At 66.0% G+C, this 19,928-nt stretch carries 17 protein-coding genes; 6 read left to right on the top strand and 11 right to left on the bottom strand.

Going from position 1 to position 19,928, the window contains the following annotated elements:
• The first annotated feature begins 86 nt into the window (after nucleotides 1-86).
• Both ACM6JT_RS00395 and ACM6JT_RS00390 read left to right on the top strand, forming a co-directional pair.
• Nucleotides 87-656, top strand: a complete 570-nt coding sequence (locus ACM6JT_RS00395; protein WP_414855772.1) for a PAAR domain-containing protein — start codon at nucleotides 87-89, stop codon at nucleotides 654-656.
• A gap of 3 nt (nucleotides 657-659) precedes the next feature.
• Entirely contained in the window at nucleotides 660-1,277 is a 618-nt protein-coding gene (locus tag ACM6JT_RS00390) for a type VI secretion system amidase effector protein Tae4 (RefSeq protein ID WP_414855771.1), read from the top strand.
• A gap of 734 nt (nucleotides 1,278-2,011) precedes the next feature.
• Here the strand turns inward: ACM6JT_RS00390 and ACM6JT_RS00385 are convergent.
• The 9 genes from ACM6JT_RS00385 to hpnI all read right to left on the bottom strand — a co-directional run bounded on the left by ACM6JT_RS00385 (nucleotide 2,012) and on the right by hpnI (nucleotide 10,900).
• Nucleotides 2,012-3,049, bottom strand: a complete 1,038-nt coding sequence (locus ACM6JT_RS00385; protein ID WP_034183143.1) for a GlxA family transcriptional regulator — start codon at nucleotides 3,047-3,049, stop codon at nucleotides 2,012-2,014.
• Between the two features lie 22 nt (nucleotides 3,050-3,071).
• Nucleotides 3,072-3,872 carry an ABC transporter ATP-binding protein gene (locus ACM6JT_RS00380; protein WP_034183142.1) on the bottom strand — a complete coding sequence of 267 codons (801 nt, stop codon included), beginning with the start codon at nucleotides 3,870-3,872 and terminating at the stop codon, nucleotides 3,072-3,074.
• A gap of 21 nt (nucleotides 3,873-3,893) precedes the next feature.
• Nucleotides 3,894-4,607: an ABC transporter permease gene (locus ACM6JT_RS00375; RefSeq protein ID WP_006401214.1), complete on the bottom strand. Its 714-nt coding sequence runs from the start codon at nucleotides 4,605-4,607 to the stop codon at nucleotides 3,894-3,896.
• Nucleotides 4,604-5,293 (bottom strand): ABC transporter permease, encoded by a 690-nt coding sequence (locus ACM6JT_RS00370; RefSeq protein WP_034183141.1) that lies wholly within the window; start codon nucleotides 5,291-5,293, stop codon nucleotides 4,604-4,606. The genes ACM6JT_RS00375 and ACM6JT_RS00370 overlap by 4 nt, the downstream gene beginning before the upstream one ends.
• Nucleotides 5,294-5,562: 269 nt before the next feature.
• Complete coding sequence (locus ACM6JT_RS00365; RefSeq protein ID WP_034183140.1) at nucleotides 5,563-6,120, bottom strand: lipoprotein; 558 nt, start codon at nucleotides 6,118-6,120, stop codon at nucleotides 5,563-5,565.
• A gap of 87 nt (nucleotides 6,121-6,207) precedes the next feature.
• A complete protein-coding gene (locus ACM6JT_RS00360) occupies nucleotides 6,208-7,260 on the bottom strand; it encodes an HpnL family protein (RefSeq protein WP_414855770.1) in 1,053 nt (350 codons plus the stop codon).
• Nucleotides 7,257-8,141: a hopanoid biosynthesis-associated protein HpnK gene (gene hpnK, locus ACM6JT_RS00355; protein WP_414855769.1), complete on the bottom strand. Its 885-nt coding sequence runs from the start codon at nucleotides 8,139-8,141 to the stop codon at nucleotides 7,257-7,259. The genes ACM6JT_RS00360 and hpnK overlap by 4 nt, the downstream gene beginning before the upstream one ends.
• A 3-nt stretch (nucleotides 8,142-8,144) precedes the next feature.
• The gene (hpnJ, locus tag ACM6JT_RS00350; RefSeq protein ID WP_306426965.1) at nucleotides 8,145-9,587 is read right to left on the bottom strand and encodes a hopanoid biosynthesis associated radical SAM protein HpnJ; all 1,443 of its coding nucleotides are present in this window, start codon (nucleotides 9,585-9,587) and stop codon (nucleotides 8,145-8,147) included.
• 137 nt (nucleotides 9,588-9,724) lie between these two features.
• Nucleotides 9,725-10,900, bottom strand: a complete 1,176-nt coding sequence (gene hpnI, locus ACM6JT_RS00345) for a bacteriohopanetetrol glucosamine biosynthesis glycosyltransferase HpnI (protein ID WP_414855768.1) — start codon at nucleotides 10,898-10,900, stop codon at nucleotides 9,725-9,727.
• 638 nt (nucleotides 10,901-11,538) lie between these two features.
• On the opposite strand from hpnI, the gene ACM6JT_RS00340 reads away from it, so the two are divergent.
• Nucleotides 11,539-12,537 carry an LLM class flavin-dependent oxidoreductase gene (locus tag ACM6JT_RS00340; RefSeq protein ID WP_034183136.1) on the top strand — a complete coding sequence of 333 codons (999 nt, stop codon included), beginning with the start codon at nucleotides 11,539-11,541 and terminating at the stop codon, nucleotides 12,535-12,537.
• A 36-nt stretch (nucleotides 12,538-12,573) separates the two neighbouring features.
• Here the strand turns inward: ACM6JT_RS00340 and ACM6JT_RS00335 are convergent, their stop codons facing one another.
• On the bottom strand, nucleotides 12,574-13,635 hold the full coding sequence (locus ACM6JT_RS00335) for an alpha/beta fold hydrolase (protein ID WP_105390743.1): 1,062 nt from the start codon (nucleotides 13,633-13,635) through the stop codon (nucleotides 12,574-12,576).
• A 173-nt stretch (nucleotides 13,636-13,808) separates the two neighbouring features.
• Here ACM6JT_RS00335 and pdxY point away from each other — a divergent pair, with 173 nt between their 5' ends.
• The 3 genes from pdxY (at nucleotide 13,809) to ACM6JT_RS00320 (ending at nucleotide 18,705) form a co-directional block, all read left to right on the top strand.
• The gene (pdxY, locus tag ACM6JT_RS00330) at nucleotides 13,809-14,669 is read left to right on the top strand and encodes a pyridoxal kinase PdxY (protein ID WP_034183134.1); all 861 of its coding nucleotides are present in this window, start codon (nucleotides 13,809-13,811) and stop codon (nucleotides 14,667-14,669) included.
• 372 nt (nucleotides 14,670-15,041) lie between these two features.
• A complete protein-coding gene (locus ACM6JT_RS00325; protein WP_414855767.1) occupies nucleotides 15,042-17,186 on the top strand; it encodes a phosphocholine-specific phospholipase C in 2,145 nt (714 codons plus the stop codon).
• A 370-nt stretch (nucleotides 17,187-17,556) separates the two neighbouring features.
• Entirely contained in the window at nucleotides 17,557-18,705 is a 1,149-nt protein-coding gene (locus tag ACM6JT_RS00320; protein ID WP_034183132.1) for a branched-chain amino acid ABC transporter substrate-binding protein, read from the top strand.
• A 137-nt stretch (nucleotides 18,706-18,842) separates the two neighbouring features.
• Here ACM6JT_RS00320 and ACM6JT_RS00315 read toward each other — a convergent pair whose 3' ends face one another.
• On the bottom strand, nucleotides 18,843-19,604 hold the full coding sequence (locus tag ACM6JT_RS00315) for a FadR/GntR family transcriptional regulator (RefSeq protein WP_034183131.1): 762 nt from the start codon (nucleotides 19,602-19,604) through the stop codon (nucleotides 18,843-18,845).
• Nucleotides 19,605-19,928: the final 324 nt, after the last annotated feature.

Raw genomic sequence — 19,928 nt, 5'->3', positions numbered from 1 at the left:
CACTCCGTCTCAAGCGCCTCGAACAATATCGAGATGCACCCTTACGTCGTGCCGATACGATTGTGACTTTCCGCGAGGGCCAAACGATGAATAGAAGAATTGCGGTTGTTGGCGATAGTCTTTCAAGCGGCGGAACAATCAACTCATACAGCGGGCCACCGTTCCTGGTCCACGGGCATCAAGCAGCCTTGATTGGCGGCAGTGCGTTCTGCACTGCATGTCAAAGCACCGGCATCATCGCAAAGGCTGGCGGGCCATATCGGCTCAAGTTTCAGGGAGAAGTCGCACTAGACCGCGATACTGTCCTGTGCGGGTGCCCGACTCCGCCGAACATCGTTGCTCTGCTTGCCGGTGAAGCATGGTGTGATGATGGGCTAAAAGGCCTCGGGGAGGTCATTTCGAGCCGAACGATAACGGGTCGCGTCGTGTCGATCAAGAAAGGTGCATTTGATGAACAGGTCGAAGCGAAGACTAGCGGCAGTATTGCCCACGGGCCGGAAGGTTACCCCTATTACATCGAAACGGCAGACGGCCGCGTCCATTCCGGCGTGCTCGATGCGAGCTGCGAGCTACCGCGCGTCCACACCGGCGACGGATCCGGAGACTACACCGTCTATTGGGGAGACGAAGCAATTGCAAAAAGACACAACGGATAAGCTATGCCTAATCCATCCACGAAGGTCCGCACGAACGACACACCAAAATCAAAGAAATCTGTACAGCTTCAAGCGCTGTCCTTTCAAGAGCTTTGGAACGCGTACCCGAAGAAAGACCCCTACGACGACCCCACTGGCGAATATGAAAATCAATGCGCCATTCGCATGAGCGTCACGTTTCACAGCATCGGAAGCGACATGAAGTCGTTTTCGCAAAATGTGTTGAAGCCGATGCCGGGGAAGAAGACGCTAGGCCGTCTGATGCTTGGCGGCAAATCGACAGCGACGCGCGCGTACGAGCTGGCTGACTGGTTAAAGCTTCGTCCGTTCCTTGGGCTTGGCAAGCCTGAAAACATCACTGGCCTAGATTGGCAAGACAAGGTAAAAAACCGAACCGGTATCATCTACTTTTTCGGCTACTGGCGACAGGATGGCGACTCAGCCGACGCACTAAGCGGCGGTCATATCGACCTGTGGAACAAGGACACGCTTACGCCATCCGTCGTGAGTTTCTTACGCTTCCGCATTGGCATGTCGCGATTCCGAAACCCACTGACAAACAACAACTGGTTCTCCGACCTTGCCAATTCCAAAGAAATCCTTTTCTGGGAAGTGAAATGAAACGTATGGCGCTCGCTGTACTAGGGTTCGTATGGGGTTTGCTCGTCACATGGGTGACCATCTATGCCCTCAATCACATCCATTGGCCCGAGGTGAAATCACATGCGACAGGTTGCAACGACATGGAACACTGCGCATCGCATGCGAAGTTCCTGTGGGGCATGTTCGCCATGCTGTTATGGCCCGCTGTCTCATGCGCGACATTAAATGCGGTAGCGTATAAACGATGGTCGGGACGTCGCTGGGGCGGAGCGTTTTTCGTTGTAACGTTGCTCACCACGCTGTTCTATTGCAAGCCATACGTCGCACCCTACTTAGGTCTTGCCGGCTAACCCCTATCGCTGCTCTTGGGGATCGGACGTGCGCCGTCGCGGTCCATTTGTCGCACGCCTCCTGGCAAGGTCACCGCAAACACCATCACCTTCTGACTTGAAGCACCTTGCAGCCGAGCGCAGCGAGGATGGAGCTGGCGGGCGGTATACCGCTCTGTTGGGTGGTGAGTGGTGTCGGAACCATTGCTCGAACCACTCCGGGTTCTGTCCTGGCGCGGACACTTAGGCGAGGGCCACTCTGATGGCCACGGCACCGGGAAGTCATGCGTTCTCACAGCGCCTTTCTTTTGGTTACTTTTCTTTGGCAAGACAAAGAAAAGTAACCGCCGCCCCGCGCAGGGGCGACGCAAATAGACCGACACGATCACAGGTGCTTCACGAAAACCGCGAGCGAACCAAAAATCAATCCTTCCCGCCCCGCTCGACCAGAGCGCCCCCACGAGGCTCACTCCCGGTCTGCTTCTCGAGCCACGCTCGCCGATCCTCCCGAGGCGTAACCCCGAACCTCTCGCGATAGGCATTGGAAAAATGCGCAGCAGAAGAAAACCCACAGGCGAGACTAACCTGCACGACCGATTTGCTCGTGCGCTGCAACTGCGTCCTTGCCTTGAGCAACCGCAAATTGAGGTAATACTTGGACGGCATCGCCCCGAGATACTGCCGAAAGAGCCGCTCGAGCTGCCGCCTCGACACGCCGACGAACTCGGCGATCTCATCGGTAGTCAAAGGATCCTCGACATTGGCTTCCATCAACAGCAACGCATCGTTCAGCCGCGGATGCCGCTCGCCAGGCGCAGTAACGAAAGGAATCCGCTGGCGTTCCTCGCCACTCCGCAAGGTCCCCGCGCCGAGCGCATCGGCGATCCTCTCGGCGAGATCGGCACCATGTTCCCGGCCAATCATGGCCAGCATGAAATCAACGGTAGTCTGCCCACCGGCACAGGTCGCGCGATCCCGATCGATCTCGAAGATCTGCTGCGTGACGATCGACCGCTCGAACTGCTCGGCGAACTGCTGATACGTCTCCCAGTTCACGCTCACGCGATAACCGGAAAGCTGCCCGGCCATCGCGAGCCACCACACGCCGTGATGAATGCCGGTCACGAGCGGTGTGCGCTGCCCGACCCGCGCGAGACTCGCGAGAAACAGCCGATAGTCGGCAAACTGCTGAAACCGCTCGGTCACGACGATCAGCCAGTCGCACGCGATCGCATCGTTGAACGCGGCATCGGCATGCCACTGCGCACCGCCCGCGAGCGGCACGGGCCGCCCGTCCCACGAACACACCTGCCAGCGATACAGCAGCCGGCCGTCGATCTCGTTCGCAAGATTCAGCGCGTCGACGATCGGGCCCACGCCCGACATCGACACGGGCGGCAATGCAACGATCGCCACCTGCGTCGTGCGGGTGGCGCCTGCGGGACGGGACACCGGTACCACGTATGAAACCTGCCTTGTCGCGTTACTTGAGGCTGCCCGACAGGAACTGCTTGAGCCGCTCGCTCTGCGGGCGCACCAGCACTTCCTTCGGATCGCCCTCTTCCTCGGTCCGCCCCTGATGCAGGAACATCACATGATTCGACACGTTGCGCGCGAACCCCATCTCGTGCGTGACGACGATCATCGTGCGGCCTTCCTCGGCGAGCTTCTGCATCACCTTCAGCACTTCGCCCACCAGCTCCGGGTCGAGCGCCGACGTCGGCTCGTCGAACAGCATCACGTCCGGATGCATCGCGAGCGCACGCGCAATCGCGACGCGCTGCTGCTGGCCGCCCGACAGATGCGACGGATACTGTTTCTCGACGCGCGGCGCGAGGCCGACCTTCTCGAGATACGCGCGCGCGCGATCCTCGGCTTCCTTCTTCGGAATGCCGAGCACGTGCACGGGCGCTTCCATCACGTTCTCGAGCACGTTCATGTGCGCCCACAGATTGAAGTGCTGGAACACCATCGCGAGCTTCGTGCGGATACGCTGCAGCTGCTTGTGGTCGGCGACTTCGAGCGCACCGGCGCGGTCGGTCTTCGTGCGGACGGTCTCGCCGTCGACGACGATCTGCCCCGCATTCGGCCGCTCGAGAAAATTGATGCAGCGCAGGAACGTGCTCTTGCCCGAGCCGCTCGCGCCGATGATGCTGATGACGTCACCGGCCTTCGCGTTCAGCGATACGCCCTTGAGCACCTCGTTGTCGCCATAGCGCTTGTGGATGTCGACCGCCGCAAGCTTGGTGGAAGCGGAAGCGCTCGTTTGAGTGATCTCGGCCATCTGGCTCTCCTCGAAGTGAAATCAATGACGGCCGGCCGCGAGATACGCGAGCCAGTGGCGCTCCGCACGGCGAAACGCCGCGACGAGTGCGAAAGATACCGCAAGATAGATCAGCGCGGCGATTCCGAACGACTGGAACGCCATGTAGGTCGCGGAATTCGCATCGCGCGCGACCTTCAGGATGTCGGGTACGGTCGCCGTGAACGCGACGGTCGTCGCGTGCAGCATCAGGATCACCTCGTTGCTGTACAGCGGCAGCGCGCGACGCAGCGCCGACGGCAGGATCACGCGGCGGTACATCGTGAACGGCGTCATCCCGTATGCCCGCGCAGCCTCGACCTCGCCGTGCGGAATTGCGCGGATCGCACCCGCGAAGATCTCGGTCGTGTACGCGCAGGTGTTCAGCGCGAACGCGAGAATCGCGCAGTTGAAGCCGCTGCGGAAGAACGCGTCGAGCAGCGAATGCGAACGCACGAACTCGAGGCTGTACATGCCCGTGTACATCAGCAGCAGCTGCACGTAGAGCGGCGTGCCGCGGAACACGTACGTGTAGAACCGCACGGGCATCGACACCCACTTCTTCTTCGACACGCGCGCGACCGCGAGCGGCACCGCGCACACGAAGCCGAGCGAAATCGACGCGACGAGCAGCCACAACGTCACCGCAAGGCCGGAGAGGCGCTGGCCGTCCCAGTAAAGGAACGCCTTGCCGAATTCCTGGAGGATCTCGATCATAGTTCTGCGTGCCGCACGCCCATGGAATAACGCTTCTCGAGCTGGATCAGCACGAGGTTGGAAACGGTCGTGATCGCGAGGTAGATCAGCGCCGCGACGAGGATGAAGAAGAACATGTTGAACGTGCTCTTGCCGGCGTCCTGCGCGGCCTTCACGACGTCCGCGAGACCGATGATCGACACCAGCGCGGTCGCCTTCACGAGCACCTGCCAGTTGTTGCCGATCCCGGGCAGCGCAAAGCGCATCATCTGAGGAAACATGATCCGCGCGAATACGCGCGCGCCGCTCATCCCGTACGCGGCACCGGCTTCGAGCTGGCCGCGCGGCACCGACAGGAACGCGCCGCGAAACGTCTCGGTGAAGTACGCGCCGTAGATGAAGCCGAGCGTCAGCACGCCGGCCACGAACGGATCGATGTCGATCTGGCTCCAGCCGACGAGGTCGGTGAACTGGTTCAGCCAGATCTGGATGCTGTAGAACAGCAGCAGCATCAGCACAAGATCGGGCACCGAGCGGATCAACGTCGTATAACCGGTCGCGATCGCTCGCAGCACCCGGTTGTGCGACAGCTTCGCCACCGCGCCGATCAGCCCCAGCGCCACCGCAGTGGCGAGCGACAGCACCGACAGCTCGATGGTCTGCACGGTGCCGGCCCAGAGGACAGGACCAAAGCCGTAAAGGAACACGCGCGCCTCCAGAGTTGGAATGGATGCCGACGCGAATGCCTGTCCCGCGCCGGGGTGACGCGGATAGTCGCAAGCGAAATTGTTTGCCTCAAATCACCTGGCGCGCGTTTGCTGCGCCGCAGCAACCCGTCCGGTCATTGCGAGCCCGGCCTACGCCGCTGTTTCAAAAGGAAAAAAGCCGCTTCCTGACAGTCGGATGACACGCAGGGAAGCGGACTTTTTGCAATTTTCCGGTCGCTTTTTCGATATAGCGCCGAACGCGGGCCGGCTCACCGCCCCTTCAGGATGTCGGAGCGCGAAGTCGTATAGACGAGCCCGTCCGGGCCGAAATGGACGTTGAAGAATGCGTCGGTGTTGACGCCGTCCTCGAGCCAGCGCCAGCTCCAGACCGTCTCGGGCTTCAGCGGATACTGCGCGATGTCGCCGGGCTTGCCGAGCAGGCGCCGCACCTCGTCCTCGTTCATCCCGGGGCGCACCTTCGCGAAATTCTCGGCGGTCAGCACCTGCGTCGCGCCCGTGTAGCGGCCGCTCGCATCGAGATCGACGAACCAGGTCTGGTTGCCCATCGGGCCGCGCGGATATTCGAGACGCTTCGAGCCGTCGGTGAACACGCGCTCGGTCTCGGGCTTGCCCATCGTGCCGCGCACGTCGGCCTCGGTCGATTCGCCGACCTTCAGCCCCTTCAGCAGCAGCGGCGCGGGCTTGATCGCGTTGAAGAAGTCCCTGATGCGTTGCACGTCGAGGTTACCTTGCTTGTCGTCGCAGCCGGTCAGCGCCAGCGCGGCGGCCAGCATCGTCACGGGAAGCAGCCGGAAACGGAAAATCATCGGAAGAAATGCGCGTCGAGAAAACACGCGGCAAGCATACCCGCACGACGCCAAAAGCGCGAGACGGGCGCGCGGCCCGTCTCGTGTTCAATGCGTCGTTTCGGTTTCGGCTTCGGTTTCGGGCGTGCGGCTCGCCGGATGCGGCGCGCGCGGCCCGACCGGCGGCGCGTCGTCGATGCGGCGGCGCGCGCGCACGAGCTCGGCGAGCTGCCACGAACCGAGCGCCACGCAGCCGAACAGCACCTCGCGGCCGCGCTTGACCAGCGCGAGCGACAGCGCCGTCTCGCGATCGACGCCGAACATCTGCGCGAGCAGCACGACGGTCGCCTCCTGCACGCCGAGGCCGCCCGGCACCATGAACGCCGCATGCCGCACGGCCTGCGTCATCGCCTCGATCGCGATCGCACCGCCGATCGATACCGGATGGCCGAGTAGCGCGAGCGCCCAGTAGATCTCGAGCGCGCCGAGCACGTAGCCGGCCAGCTGCCAGAAGAATGCGCTGAACAGCAGGCCCGTGCGCGACATCAGCCCGTCGATGTCGGCGTCGAGCCGGCGGCCGTCGACGCCCTGCAGCAGCCGGTGCGAATCGCCGAGCAGGCGGCCCGCGAAACGCTCGATCGCATGGAAGATGCCGCCGCGCCGCATCAGCACGACGCCGAGCACGGGCAACGGCAGCGTCAGCAGCAGCGCGAGGCCGATCGTGCCGCCGCCCATGTTGTCCGTCGTCGACAGCAGCAGCACGAGGCCAAGCGCCGCGAACGCATACTGGACGACGATCGTCACGAGCACCTCGACGATCACCGACGCCGTCACGCGGCTCGCGTCGGGTACCTGCCAGCGCGCGAGCCGGATGCCGACGAGTTCGCCGCCGATCCCGACCACCGGCAGCAGCCGGTTCACGGCCTCGCGCACGGTCGCGATCCACCACAGGAACGGCAGCGAGCTGCGCCGGTCGAGCAGCTGGTGCCATGCATACGCGTCGAGCAGCAGCGGCAGCGCGTGGAACGGCACGAGCCACAGCAGCGCGTAACCGGCGCGCGCGAGCATCTGCGACACGTCGCCGATGCCTTCGTGCAGCCCCAGCGCGAGCAAGATGCCGATGCCGATCGGCCAGCCGAGCCACTTGATCCATTTGGTCATGACGGCTGCGCTCCCGGTGCGCGCGGCGTGTGCGCGCCGCGCTGCGCCGCACGCTGGCCGAACACGTCGGCAAAGCCGCCGGTCGCGACGCCCGCCGCCTTCAGCGCGGCGGCGACACGCGGCGACAGCAGCGCATCGAGTTCGTCCACCGGACGGTAGCCGGCCATCGTCGGCGTGATCGGGCCGTCGCCGGCCTCGGCCGGATGGCAGTAGATCTCGCCGACGCCCGGCGGCAGCGTGGCGAGCGCATCGAGCAGCACGGCCTCGTCCATCGCGCCCGTGTGTTCGATCCCGACCACGTAGTCGTTGTGCGCGAGCCCCGCGCGGTCGAGCCGTGCGCGCACGAGCGCGATCCACGGCTTGAGCAGCGCGGGCGCACTCGTCTCGTAAGGCAGCCGCACCGCGCGCAGCCCGTAGTCGCGGCCGATCTCGATGATCATCAACAGCACGGTCGGATGCAGGTGGAAATGCTTGTGCGCGTTCACGTGGTCGAGCGGCAGGCCGCTCGCCGCGAACGCGTCGAACTGCGCGCGAATCTCGCGGCGCAGTTGCGCACGCACGTGCGGCAGGAAAAAGAAGCGACAGCCGTCCTTCGCCATCGCGTCGCCGAACCGCCCGTCGGGGCCGACGAGCGCGGGAATGTCATGCGCGGGCAGCGTGGCCGGCCCGTCCGCGAGGACGAGGTGCAGGCCGACCGCGAGCGACGGCAGCCGCCGCGCGCGTTCGATCGCATCCTGCGCGGCGGGCGCACCGACCATCAGGCTCGCGGCGTTCAGCACGCCGTCGCGGTGCGCACGCTCGACCGCCGCGTTGACGCGCGGGTGCAGCCCGAAGTCGTCCGCGGTGAAGATCAGCGCCCGCGCCGCCCGCTGCGTCGCCACGAATCAGGCCTCGTGCGCGCGCAGGAAGCGGAAGAACTCGACGCCTTCGCGCAGGCGGCGCTTCATCATGTCCCAGCTCGTCAGCATCTCGCGGACGATCTCCCAGATCTTCGACGGACGGAAGTAGAACTGGCGATAGAACTGCTCGAGGTGGTGATAGATCTCGTCGCGCGACAGGTGCGCATAGCCGATCGCCGCGAGCTGCACGCCTTCCTTGCTCACCAGGTTGATGGTCTTGTTCTCTTCCATCCAGCCGTTTTCCACGGCCTGCTTGTAGAGCGTCGTGCCCGGGTACGGCGCGGCGAGCGAGACCTGGATCGTGTGCGGATTGATTTCCTTCGCGTACTCGATCGTCTTCTTGATGGTCTCCTGCGTCTCGCCCGGCAGGCCGAGAATGAAGGTGCCGTGGATCTTGATGCCGAGCTTCTTGCAGTCCGCGCTGAAGCGGCGCGCGAAATCGGTGCGCACGCCCTTCTTGATGTTCACGAGGATCTGGTCGTCGCCGGATTCGAAGCCGACCAGCAGCAGGCGCAGGCCGTTTTCCTTCATGACCTTCAGCGTCTTGTACGGCACGTTGGCCTTCGCGTTGCACGACCACGTCATGCCGAGCTTGCCCAGACCGATTGCGATCGCTTCGGCGCGCGGCAGGTCGTCGGTGAAGGTGTCGTCGTCGAACATCAGTTCCTTCACTTCCGGCATGTTGTCGCGGATCCACTTCGCTTCCGCGAGCACGTTCTCCACCGAGCGCGTGCGGTAGCGATGGCCGCTGACCGTCTGCGGCCACAGGCAGAACGTGCAGCGCGACTTGCAGCCGCGGCCCGTGTAGATCGACACGTACGGGTAGTTCAGGTAGCCGATGAAGTAGTTGTCGATCTTCAGGTCGCGCTTGTAGACGGGCGCGACGAACGGCAGTTCGTCCATGTTCTCGAGGATCGGACGCGCTTCGTTGTGCTCGATCGAGCCGTCCTTCGCGCGCCAGCTCAAGCCCTTGATCTCGGGGAACGGCTTGCCTTCGGCGATTTCCTTACAGGTGTAGTCGAATTCCTCGCGGCACACGAAGTCGATTGCCTCGCTCGCCGTGAGCGAGTTGTGCGGATCGACCATCACCTTCGCGCCCACCATGCCGACCAGCATCGACGGCTTCATCTTCTTCAGATCCTGCGCGAACATCGCATCGGTCGGGAACGACGGCGTGCTCGTGTGGATGATCACGAGGTCGTAGTCGTTCGCGATCTTCAGCGTCTCCTCGACCGACAGGCCGTCGGCCGGTGCGTCGACGACGCGGCTGCCCGGCACGAGCGCGGCCGGCTGCGCGAGCCACGTCGGATACCAGAAGGAACGGATTTCGCGCTTCGCCTGATAGCGCGAGCCGGCTCCGCCGTCGAAGCCGTCATACGAAGGGGCCTGCAAGAACAGCGTTTTCATGAATGCTCCGGTAGCCTGCATAGTTCGTTTCGATTCAACGATTCAGTCAAAAAACCGCGGGCCGCCCTGCCGGCGCCCGCCTCTCTGTCATGTCGCGTCGCGCAGCTTCGCCGCACAGCGCGTGTCGGCCCTCGGGCCGGGTTCGTCCGGGAGCGGCCCTAGCGGCCGTCCACCGCTTCCACGGCCGCCGTCGCGCGTTCGCCGCCGACGACCGTCATCCTTGCGCCGCGCCACACGACGTGCGTGCCGAACACCGCCGCGAGCCACTCGAGCGCGAGCAGCGTGTCGCGCACCGCGACGAGCGGCAGGTCGCGCCAGAACGCGCGCCAGCCGTCCTCGCCGCGCGCATGCAGCACGAGCCGCCCGAATGCGCCGACGGCGGCCGCCCCGCCCGCCAGCGTGCCGGCGAAGGTTCCGTCGAGACGCAGCGCGAGCGCCGCGCCAATCGCGAGCCACGGCGCGGTAAACGTGATGAACAGGAACGCGAAGCCGGCCGGGTTCAGCGACCGGATCGTACGCAGCCAGCGCGTCTCGCGGTGCCAAAGCGGCCCGAACGACGGCTCGATCACGTCGGTCGCGACGTCGACCTCCGACAGCACGGTGCGCCGCCCGAGGCGGCGCGGCAGCTCGGCGAGCCAGAAATCGTCGGCCAGCTCGTCCTTCAGCGCGAGAAAGCCGCCGATCCGGTCGAGCGTGTCGCGCGTCAGCGCGAGCGTCGCGCCGAAGCCGAAGCGGCTCGAGCGGCCGAGATGCGTGATCCGCACCGACGGCGCGAACCAGGCGTCGACGAACTGCGCGCCGATCCGCGTCCAGAACCCGCCGACGCTGCGCGCATGATACAAGCACGTGACGACGCCGACCGACACGTCGGCGAGCGGCGCCGTCACGCGCTCCAGATAGTCGGGCTTCACCGCGATGTCGCTGTCCGCGATCACGATGCGGCCGTACTTCGCGCGCTCGGCGAGATTGATCAGGTTGCTGACCTTCAGGTTCTTGCCGTGCACGCGCGAGTCGGCCACCAGCGTGATGTCGCACTCGGGATAGTCGGCGCGCAGCCGCTCGACGACGGCAATGGCCGGATCGGCCGCCGACGCGACGCCGAACAGCACTTCATGGCGCGGATGGCGCTGCTCGCAGAAGGTCGCGAGGTTTTCGTACAGGTGCGGCTCCGCGCCGCACAGCGGCTTGAGCACGCTGACCGGCTCGTAGCCGTCGCGCGCGGCCGTGCGCGGCGTGCGCGGCTGCGGCGCGAACGCGGCGACGAGCGCGTAGCCGGCCGCGGCCAGCGTGAACGCGATCAGGAGCCAGTCGAGCAGCGTTGCGGTCGGCGTCATGCGCGACGCCTCCCGGCGACCTGAACGCCACGGCGAACGCTTGAGCGTGATTGAGCGTGATGCGGTATTCGGACAGCGACGAACGCGGGCACGACCCGACTCCTTGTTCCAGCAGCGTCTGTGTATGGGGGAGGCACGACCCGCTTTCGGGTGTTGCCATGCCCGGCTTCGTATGGCGCATCTCCGCGCGACACCCGGACGGGCATGCGGGAAGACTCGAATGGCTACCATCGGCACAACATGGGCAGGCGCCGGATTTTATCAGCCTGCGGCACCCCGCGCTCGGCAGTACGAGAAACGGACTTGTGCAATTTCAGCAAAGCTGTGCGGCCGGCGAACCATTCAGGCGCAACCGCGTTTACGTTAGCGTAAGCACTTTGCAGGCGTATTGCAGTCTTGAAAATCAAACGTTTCGTGCAAATTTGTAGGTCGATGCGGATTCACGTCCAATCGCCGTAAAGATTGGTAATTAACCAACGATTGGGTTGATTTTTGCAACAATCATCGAATGCGACCCTGCATCCCTCCGACGCGCATGGGTATCGGTACGCGCCCAGCACGTTCCGGAACCCTTTGGCAAAATCCTTGGCATTTGTTGCGTAAGCGCATCACCGCGCGCCCCTTTCGAAGGCCATCCGATGACTCCGTTTTCCGTACTCGATCTCGCCCCCATTCCGGCCGGCGCCGACGCCTCGCAGGCTTTCCGCAACACCGTCGATCTCGCGCAGCACGCGGAACGCTGGGGCTACCAGCGCTACTGGCTCGCCGAGCATCACAACATGCCCGGCATCGCGAGCGCGGCGACCGCCGTCGTGATCGGCCATGTCGCGGGCGCCACGAAGACGATCCGCGTCGGGTCCGGCGGCATCATGCTGCCGAACCACGCGCCGCTCGTGATCGCCGAGCAGTTCGGCACGCTCGCGTCGTTGTATCCGGGGCGCATCGATCTCGGCCTCGGCCGCGCGCCCGGCACCGACCAGACCACGTCGCGCGCACTGCGCCGCGACCTGATCGGCAGCGCCGACTCGTTTCCGGACGACGTCGCCGAGCTGCTGCGCTACTTCGCGGAGCCGGTGCCCGGCCAGCGCGTGCGCGCGGTGCCCGGCGCGGGGCTCGACGTGCCCGTGTGGCTGCTCGGTTCGAGCCTGTTCAGCGCGCAGCTCGCCGCGATGCTCGGGCTGCCGTTCGCGTTCGCGTCGCACTTCGCGCCGGACTACCTGATGCGCGCGCTCGAGATCTACCGCGCGCAGTACCGGCCGTCGGCCGCATGGCCGAAGCCGCACGCGATGGTCGGCGTCAACGTGTTCGCGGCCGATACCGACGATGAGGCGCGGCACCTGTTCACGTCGCTGCAGCAGCAGTTCATCAACCTGCGGCGCGGCACGCCGGGCAAGCTGCCGCCGCCCGTCGACGTGCTCGAGGCGAACGAGCTCGAACTCGCGAACGTCGCGCATGCGCTGTCGTTCGCGGCGGTCGGCTCGCGCGACACCGTGCGCGACAAGCTGCGCGATCGCATCGCGCAGACGGGGGCGGACGAATTGATCGTCACCGCGCAGATCTACGATCACGCCGCGCGGCTGCGCTCGTTCGAACTGGCCGCGCAGATCCGCGACGAACTCGCGAACGAAACGCGCTGACGGCGCGAGCGCGCGCCGCCGGCGGCCTGCCCCGCATCACTGCGGGTGCGCGGCCTCCAGAGCGTCGAGCAGCGCCTTGTGGAAGGCGTCCGGATCCTGGATCTGCGGTGCGTGCCCGAGCGCCGGAAATTCGACGAGCTGCGCGCCGGGGATCGCTGCCTGCGTGCGCTTCGCGAGTTCCGGATAGCGGCCGAGCTTCGCGTGCACGTCGGGCGGCGCGACATCCTTGCCGATCGCGGTCGTGTCCTTGTCGCCGATCATGAGCAGCGTCGGCACGCGGATCGCACCGAGTTCGTAGACCACCGGCTGCGTGAGGATCATGTCGTAGATCAGCGCGGAGTTCCAGGCGACCGCGTCGCGGCCGGCGCCGCGATACATCCCGGCGAGCATCTGCACCCAGCGCTCGTACGACGGCGACCACTTGCCCGCGTAGTACGTGCTCTGCTCGTAGCGGCGGATGCCGTCGGCCGTCGTCTTCAGCTCGCGCGCATACCAGTAGTCGACCGACAGCGGCGGCACGCCGAGCGCCTTCCAGTCCTCCAGGCCGATCGGATTCACGAGCACGAGCTGGTCGGTCGCCTTCGGGTACATCAGCGCGTAGCGCATCGCGAGCATCCCGCCCGTCGAGTGGCCGACGATCGTCGCCGATTTCACGCCGATCGATTCCAGCAGCGCGTGCGTGTTGCGCGCGAGCTGCTGGAAGCTGTACTGGTAGCGATCGGGTTTCGACGACTTGCAGAAGCCGATCTGGTCCGGCGCTATCACGCGATAGCCGGCGCGGCTCAGCACGCCGATCGTGTCTTCCCATGTCCCCGCGCAGAAGTTCTTGCCATGCAGCAGCACGACGGTGCGGCCGTTCGGGTGCGCCGGCTGCACGTCCATGTAAATCATCTCGAGGGTTTCACGCTGCGACACGAACGCGTAGCGGTGCAGGGGTTCCGGGTAGGTGAAGCCTTCCAGGCGCGGGCCGTACGCCGGCCCGTCGTTGCCGGCGGGCACCGGGGCGGCCTCGGCGGCGGCGCTCGCGCATGCGAAGGCAACGCCCGCACCGAACAGGGCGGCGCGCGCGACGGACAACATCTTGCAAATCGAAGGCATGGCGGTCACGGTGATTGGAAACGCACGCGGGCAGCCGGACGGCGCCGCGCCCCGCGATTCTACGCGGTCGGCTGACGACGGCGCGCAACACTCGGTGGCCGCGCGACTTCCGCGCGCGCGACGAACTCGGGTATCGTGTGACGTGACCCTGAAACGCCTGCAGGCGGGTTCCCATGAAAAACGTCCTCAGCATTCAGTCGCACGTCATCTACGGCCATGCCGGCAACAGTGCGGCCGTGTTCCCGATGCAGCGCCTCGGCGTCAACGTCTGGCCGCTCAATACCGTCCAGCTGTCGAATCACATGCAGTACGGCCACTGGGCCGGCAGCGCGATCGATGCCGCGAAGATGGAGCAGCTCGTCGACGGGATCGCCGCGATCGGCGCGCTCAAGCGCTGCGACGCCGTGCTGTCCGGCTTTCTCGGCTCGCCGCCGCAGGCGCGCGCGGCAGTCGAGATCGTCCGCACGGTGAAGGCGATGAATCCGGACGCGTGGTACTTCTGCGATCCGGCGATGGGCCAGACGGGCGGCATCCGGCCCGAGCCCGGCGTCGAGGAATTCATGGTCCAGGAGGTGCCCGCGCTCGCGGACGGCATGTCGCCGAACCACACCGAACTGCAGAAGCTCGTCGGGCGGCGTATCGAAACCGTCGCCGAAGCCGTCGACGCGTGCCGCGCGCTGATCCGCCGCGGCCCGCAGATCATCCTCGTCAAGCACCTGCACGACCGCAACAGCCCGGCCGACCGCTTCAACATGCTCGCGGTCACCGAAACCGAAGCGTGGATCGGCCAGCGTCCGCTGTACGCATTTCCGCGCCATCCGGTCGGCGTCGGCGACCTCACCAGCGCGGTGTTCGTCGCGCGCCGGCTGCGCGGCGACTCCGTGCGCGCCGCGTTCGAGCATACGCTCGCGGCCGTGCACGCGGTCGTGAAGGCCACCTACGATGCGCGCCGCTACGAACTCGAACTCGTCGCCGCGCAGGACGAGATTGCACGCCCGAGCGAATGGTTCGGCGCGTGGGTGACGGACGCCTGACGCGCCCGCACCGACCTCCGCTTCGCCGGCGCGCATGCGCGCCGTCCTGCTGTCCTGCTGTCCTGCTGTCCTGCTTTCCCTGCTTTCCCTGCTTTCCCTGCTTTCCCTGCTTTCCCTGCTTTCCCTGCTTTCCCTGCTTTCCCTGCTTTCCCTGCTTTCCCTGCTTTCCCTGCTGCGCCATAACCGCCGGCGATACGCGTCCCGATGCCGGTCCGATACACGTGCAAACGTTTCCGGACTTCACATGAATGACACCGATTTCCCGCTATGCTCGCGACGGCACGAACCGGCGCAGCCGCATCCTGCGACCCGGACGCGCCCTTCCCGTAGGTCCCGCCAATCGGCTTCCCCCTTTACCGCACGATAACGACCATGACCCGATCGAACCGTCGTGACTTCCTGCGCGTCGCCGCCGGCACCGCCGGCGCCGCCGCGCTGAACCTGTTTCCGCCCGTGATCCGCGATGCGCTTGCGATTCCCGCGAACCGCCACACCGGCACGATCCGCGACATCGAACACATCGTGATCCTGATGCAGGAGAACCGCTCGTTCGACCATTACTTCGGCACGATGCGCGGTGTCCGCGGCTTCGGCGACCCGCGCGCGCTGCGTCTCGCGAACGGCAAGTCGGTGTTCCACCAGCCGGTCGGCCCGGCCGAACTGCTGCCGTTCCACCCCGGCGCGGACAAGCTCGGCCTGCAGTTCCTGCAGGACCTGCCGCACGGCTGGCAGGACATGCACGCCGCGTGGAACAAGGGCCGCTACGACCAGTGGGTGCCGAACAAGGGCACCACGACGATGGCTTACCTGAAGCGCGACGACATCCCCTTCCACTACCAGCTCGCCGACGCGTTCACGATCTGCGATGCGTATCACTGCGCGATCCCGAGCTCGACCGACCCGAACCGCTATTACATGTGGACGGGCTACGTCGGCAACGACGGCACGGGCGGCGGCCCGGTGCTCGGCAACGAGGAAAAGGGCTACGGCTGGAAGACCTATCCGGAAGTGCTCGAACAGGCCGGCGTGTCGTGGAAGATCTACCAGGACGTCGGCACGGGGCTCGACGCGAACGGCTCGTGGGGCTGGACGCAAAACCCGTACATCGGCAACTACGGCGACAACGCGCTGCTCTACTTCAACCAGTACCGCACCGCGCTGCCCGGCACGCCGCTGTATGAGAAGGCGCGCACCGGCACCAACATCAGCGCGGGCGGCACGCTGTTCGACGTGCTGCAGCAGGACGTGAAGAACGGCACGCTGCCGCAGGTGTCGTGGATCTGCGCGCCGGAAGCGTATTCCGAGCACCCGAACTGGCCCGCGAACTACGGCGCGTGGTACATCGAGCAGGTGCTGAAGGCGCTCGTGTCGAATCCCGACGTGTGGAGCAAGACCGCGCTATTCATCACGTACGACGAAAACGACGGCTTCTTCGACCACGTGCCGCCGCCGTTCGCGCCGCAATCGCGCGACAACGGGCTGTCGACCGTCGAGACGACCAACGAGGTGTTCGCCGGCGACGCATCGCACATGGCCGGCCCGTACGGGCTCGGGCCGCGCGTGCCGATGCTCGTCGTGTCGCCGTGGACCAAGGGCGGCTGGGTCTGCTCGCAGACCTTCGATCACACGTCGCTGCTGCAATTCATCGAGGCGCGGTTCGGCGCGCAGTATGCGGTCACTGCAGCCAACGTGTCGCCGTGGCGCCGCACGGTGTGCGGCAACCTGACGTCCGCGTTCGACTTCTCGACGCCCGACGCGAGCTGGCCGCAGCTCCCGGACACGAGCGGCTACGCGCCGCCCGACCGCAACCGTCACCCCGACTACATCCCGGTGCCGCCGGTCGTCCAGCATCTGCCGAAGCAGGAGCATGGCCTGCGTCCGGCGCGCGCGCTGCCGTACGAACTGTTCGTGCACGGGCGGATCGACAACGCGAGCGGCCAGTTCCGGCTGACCTTCGCGAACACCGGCGCCGCCGGCGCGGCGTTCCAGGTCCAGGCGCGCAACCGCGTCGACGGCCCGTGGGCCTACACGGTCGACGCCGGCAAGCGGATCTCCGACACGTGGAGCCCCGCGCCGTCGCTCGGCCTGTACGACCTCGACGTGTACGGCCCGAACGGCTTCTACTGCCACTTCCGCAGCCCCGCCGCGTCGGCGGTCGGCCCCGCGAGCGTCAACCCCGAGGTGATCTACGGCTACGACGTCGCGAACGGCAACATCACGCTGCGCCTGATGAACCGCGGCCACAAGGCCGTGCGGCTCAAGGTCACGAACGCTTACGGCCACGGCCACGCGCGCACGTTCGACCTCGCACCGGGCGCGCGGGTCGACGACTACTGGGACCTGCGTGGCAGCCACGGCTGGTACGACCTGACCGTCAGCGACGGCAAGCCGCTCGGCTTCCAGCGCCGCTTCGCCGGCCACGTCGAGACGGGCCGCCCGAGCGCGAGCGACCCGGCGATCCGCACGACCTCGTCGCACAGCGACGCGGAAGCCGCATCGGACGCGCTGTCCGACTGACGGTGTCCCACACGCGGCGCGGCCCCGGCGGGCCGGGCCGCGTCCTGGCCCCGCACCGCTCCCCCTCCTCCCCGCCCGTTCCGTTCGCGACGGGAAACTCCCGATACCGGCCGCCACCGCACGCGTGGAAGCTGTGCGCAAATCCTCATCGAATGCGCGGCAAATTGCCAAGACCCGTGCATATCGGCGACCTATAAATCGAGGCGATCGGGGCTCTTCGCGGAGCCTGACGGGAGATTCTTCCGAGGATCACGATGCCGACCTCCCCGCCCGATTCCGAGAAGCGGTCGAACCGCCCGCCCGTCGCACGCGCCTGGCCCGCCCGGGCGCGTGCGGTACCCACTCGCAGGTATCGAACAAGAGGAACCACATGAAATTCCGTCATTCCCTGCTGTCGGTGTCGATTGCATCCGCGCTGGCCCTCCTCTCGCAACAGGCCGCCCGGGCCGCCGACGCAACCGACGTGAAGGTCGGCTTCGCCGCGCCGCTCACGGGCGTGAACGCCGGCTACGGCAAGGATCTGCAGAACGGCGTGCAGCTCGCGCTCGACGACGCCGCCGCGCAGAAGGTGCAGATCGCCGGCAAGCCCGTGCACTTCAATCTCGTCGTGCAGGACGACCAGGCCGACCCGCGCATCGGCGTGCAGGCCGCGCAGGCGCTCGTCGACCAGAACGTGTCGGTCGTGGTCGGCCACTTCAACTCGGGGACGACGATTCCGGCGTCGGTCGTCTACGACAAGGCCGGCATCCCGGTGATCGATCCCGCCGCGACCAACCCGACGCTCACGTCGCGCGGGCTCGCGAACATGTTCATGGTGATCGCGACCGACGGCCAGAACGCCGGCAACGCGGGCAAGTACGCGGTCGACGTGACGAAGGCGAAGCGCATCGCGATCATCGACGACCGCACCGCGTTCGGCCAGGGCGAGGCCGACGAGTTCGAGAAGGCCGTGAAGGCCGCCGGCGGCACGATCATCGGCCGCGAGTTCACCAACAACCAGGCGGTCGACTTTCGTGCGCAGATCACGAGCCTGAAGGGCAAGAACCCCGACCTGATCTTCTTCGGCGGCCTCGATTCGCTCGCCGCGAACTTCGTCAAGCAGATGCGCCAGCTCGGGCTGAACGCGCAGTTCGTCGGCGGCGGCGGCGTGAAGGACAACGAGTTCATCAAGATCGCGGGCCCGGCCGCCGAAGGCGCGATGGCGTGGGAATACGGCCGGCCGCTCGACGAGCTGCCGCAAGGCAAGGATTTCGAACAGCGCTTCAAGAAGCGCTTCGGCGTCGACGTGCTGTCGTACGCGCAGTTCGGCTACGACGCGGCCTGGGCGGCGATCAAGGCAATGCAGGCAGCCGGCTCGACCGACCCGAAGGTTTATCGCCCGGTGCTCAAGAAGGTCGACTTCGAAGGGGTCACCGGCCGCATCTCGTTCGCGAACGACGGCTCGCTGAAGAGCGGGATGTCGACGCTGTACCAGGTGAAGAGCGGCACGTGGAAGACGATCGTGACGAAGGGAGGCTGATCGGCGGTGTCGGCGGCCGGCGGCGGAAATGCCGTCCGGCCGCGCAGATCGACGAAGTCACGCCGATCTCGTATGACGACTGATGTTGGCGCAATACAATCGGGCCCGCGGCAACGCGGGCCGCACTGCCCGGCGCATCAGTTGGCCTGCGTATCGCGCTCGGCCTCGGCCGCCTCGTGCGCGCGGCGCAGCCGCTCGCGGCTGTTGGTGAGGTGCGTGCGCATCGCGGCGCGGGCGGCCTCCGGGTCGTGACGCGCGATCGCCTCGTAGATATCCTCGTGCTCGTGATTGAGCCGGCCGACGTAGCGCTCGAGGTCGTCGCCGGCGAAGCGCGCCGAATTCACGCGCGTGCGCGGGATGATCGACGTGCCGAGCTGCGTCATGATGTCGACGAAATAGCGGTTGCCGGTGGACTGCGCGATCTGCAGGTGGAACTGGTAGTCGAGCTGCGCCGTGTCGCGGCCGCCGCCCGCGCCCGTCGCGATCGCGTCGAGCGCACGCCGCAGCGCGGCGAGGTCGGTATCGTTCGCGCGCTGTGCGGCGAGGCTCGCACACTCGCTCTCGAGGCTGATGCGCAACTCGAGCACCGCGAGCACGTCGCGCAGCGTCGTGATCGTCGCGGGATCGATGCCGAGCGCCTGGCGGCGCGACGGCTCCAGCACGAAGCTGCCGATGCCGTGGCGCGTTTCGACGAGGCCGCTCGCCTGCATCCGCGAGATCGCCTCGCGCACGACCGTGCGGCTCACGCCCTGCGCCGCCATGACTTCGGTTTCGGTCGGCAGCTTGTCACCGGGGCGCAGCGTGCCGTTTTCGATCTGCGCGGTCAGCGCGTCGACGACATCTTGTGCGAGGCTGCGTGCGCGACGGCGCGGCGCTGCGGGAAACGTAGGCACGGACATGAGGCCGGTTCCTTTTAGAATGATCGTAATGTGAGCCGAGGGTTTACGCGGGGTTTGAGCGAAAGCCGATGATTCATTATACTGCGTCACAAGTCATCCGACGACTGATGATCGACGCACGGATCTCCTGTCGACTCGAGCCGGCGCTCCGGCGCCTGCGCGGTCCCATGCGTTACGATCGGCCAGCGTTCGCGTTCTGCGCTTCGCTGGTCCGGTTGTCGCTCCCACCCCGTTCCGGGTTTGCTGTCGACATGCAGGCCTTGCGCGCCGCGCACGTCGGTTGTCGAATGATCGCACCTCCCGCCGCGCGCGGCAAAGCTTTTG

Source organism: Burkholderia sp. IT-111MI5 (assembly GCF_949752865.1).
GTDB classification, from domain to species: Bacteria; Pseudomonadota; Gammaproteobacteria; order Burkholderiales; family Burkholderiaceae; genus Burkholderia; species Burkholderia pyrrocinia_C.
This window is presented reverse-complemented; position numbering and strand designations above follow the sequence as displayed.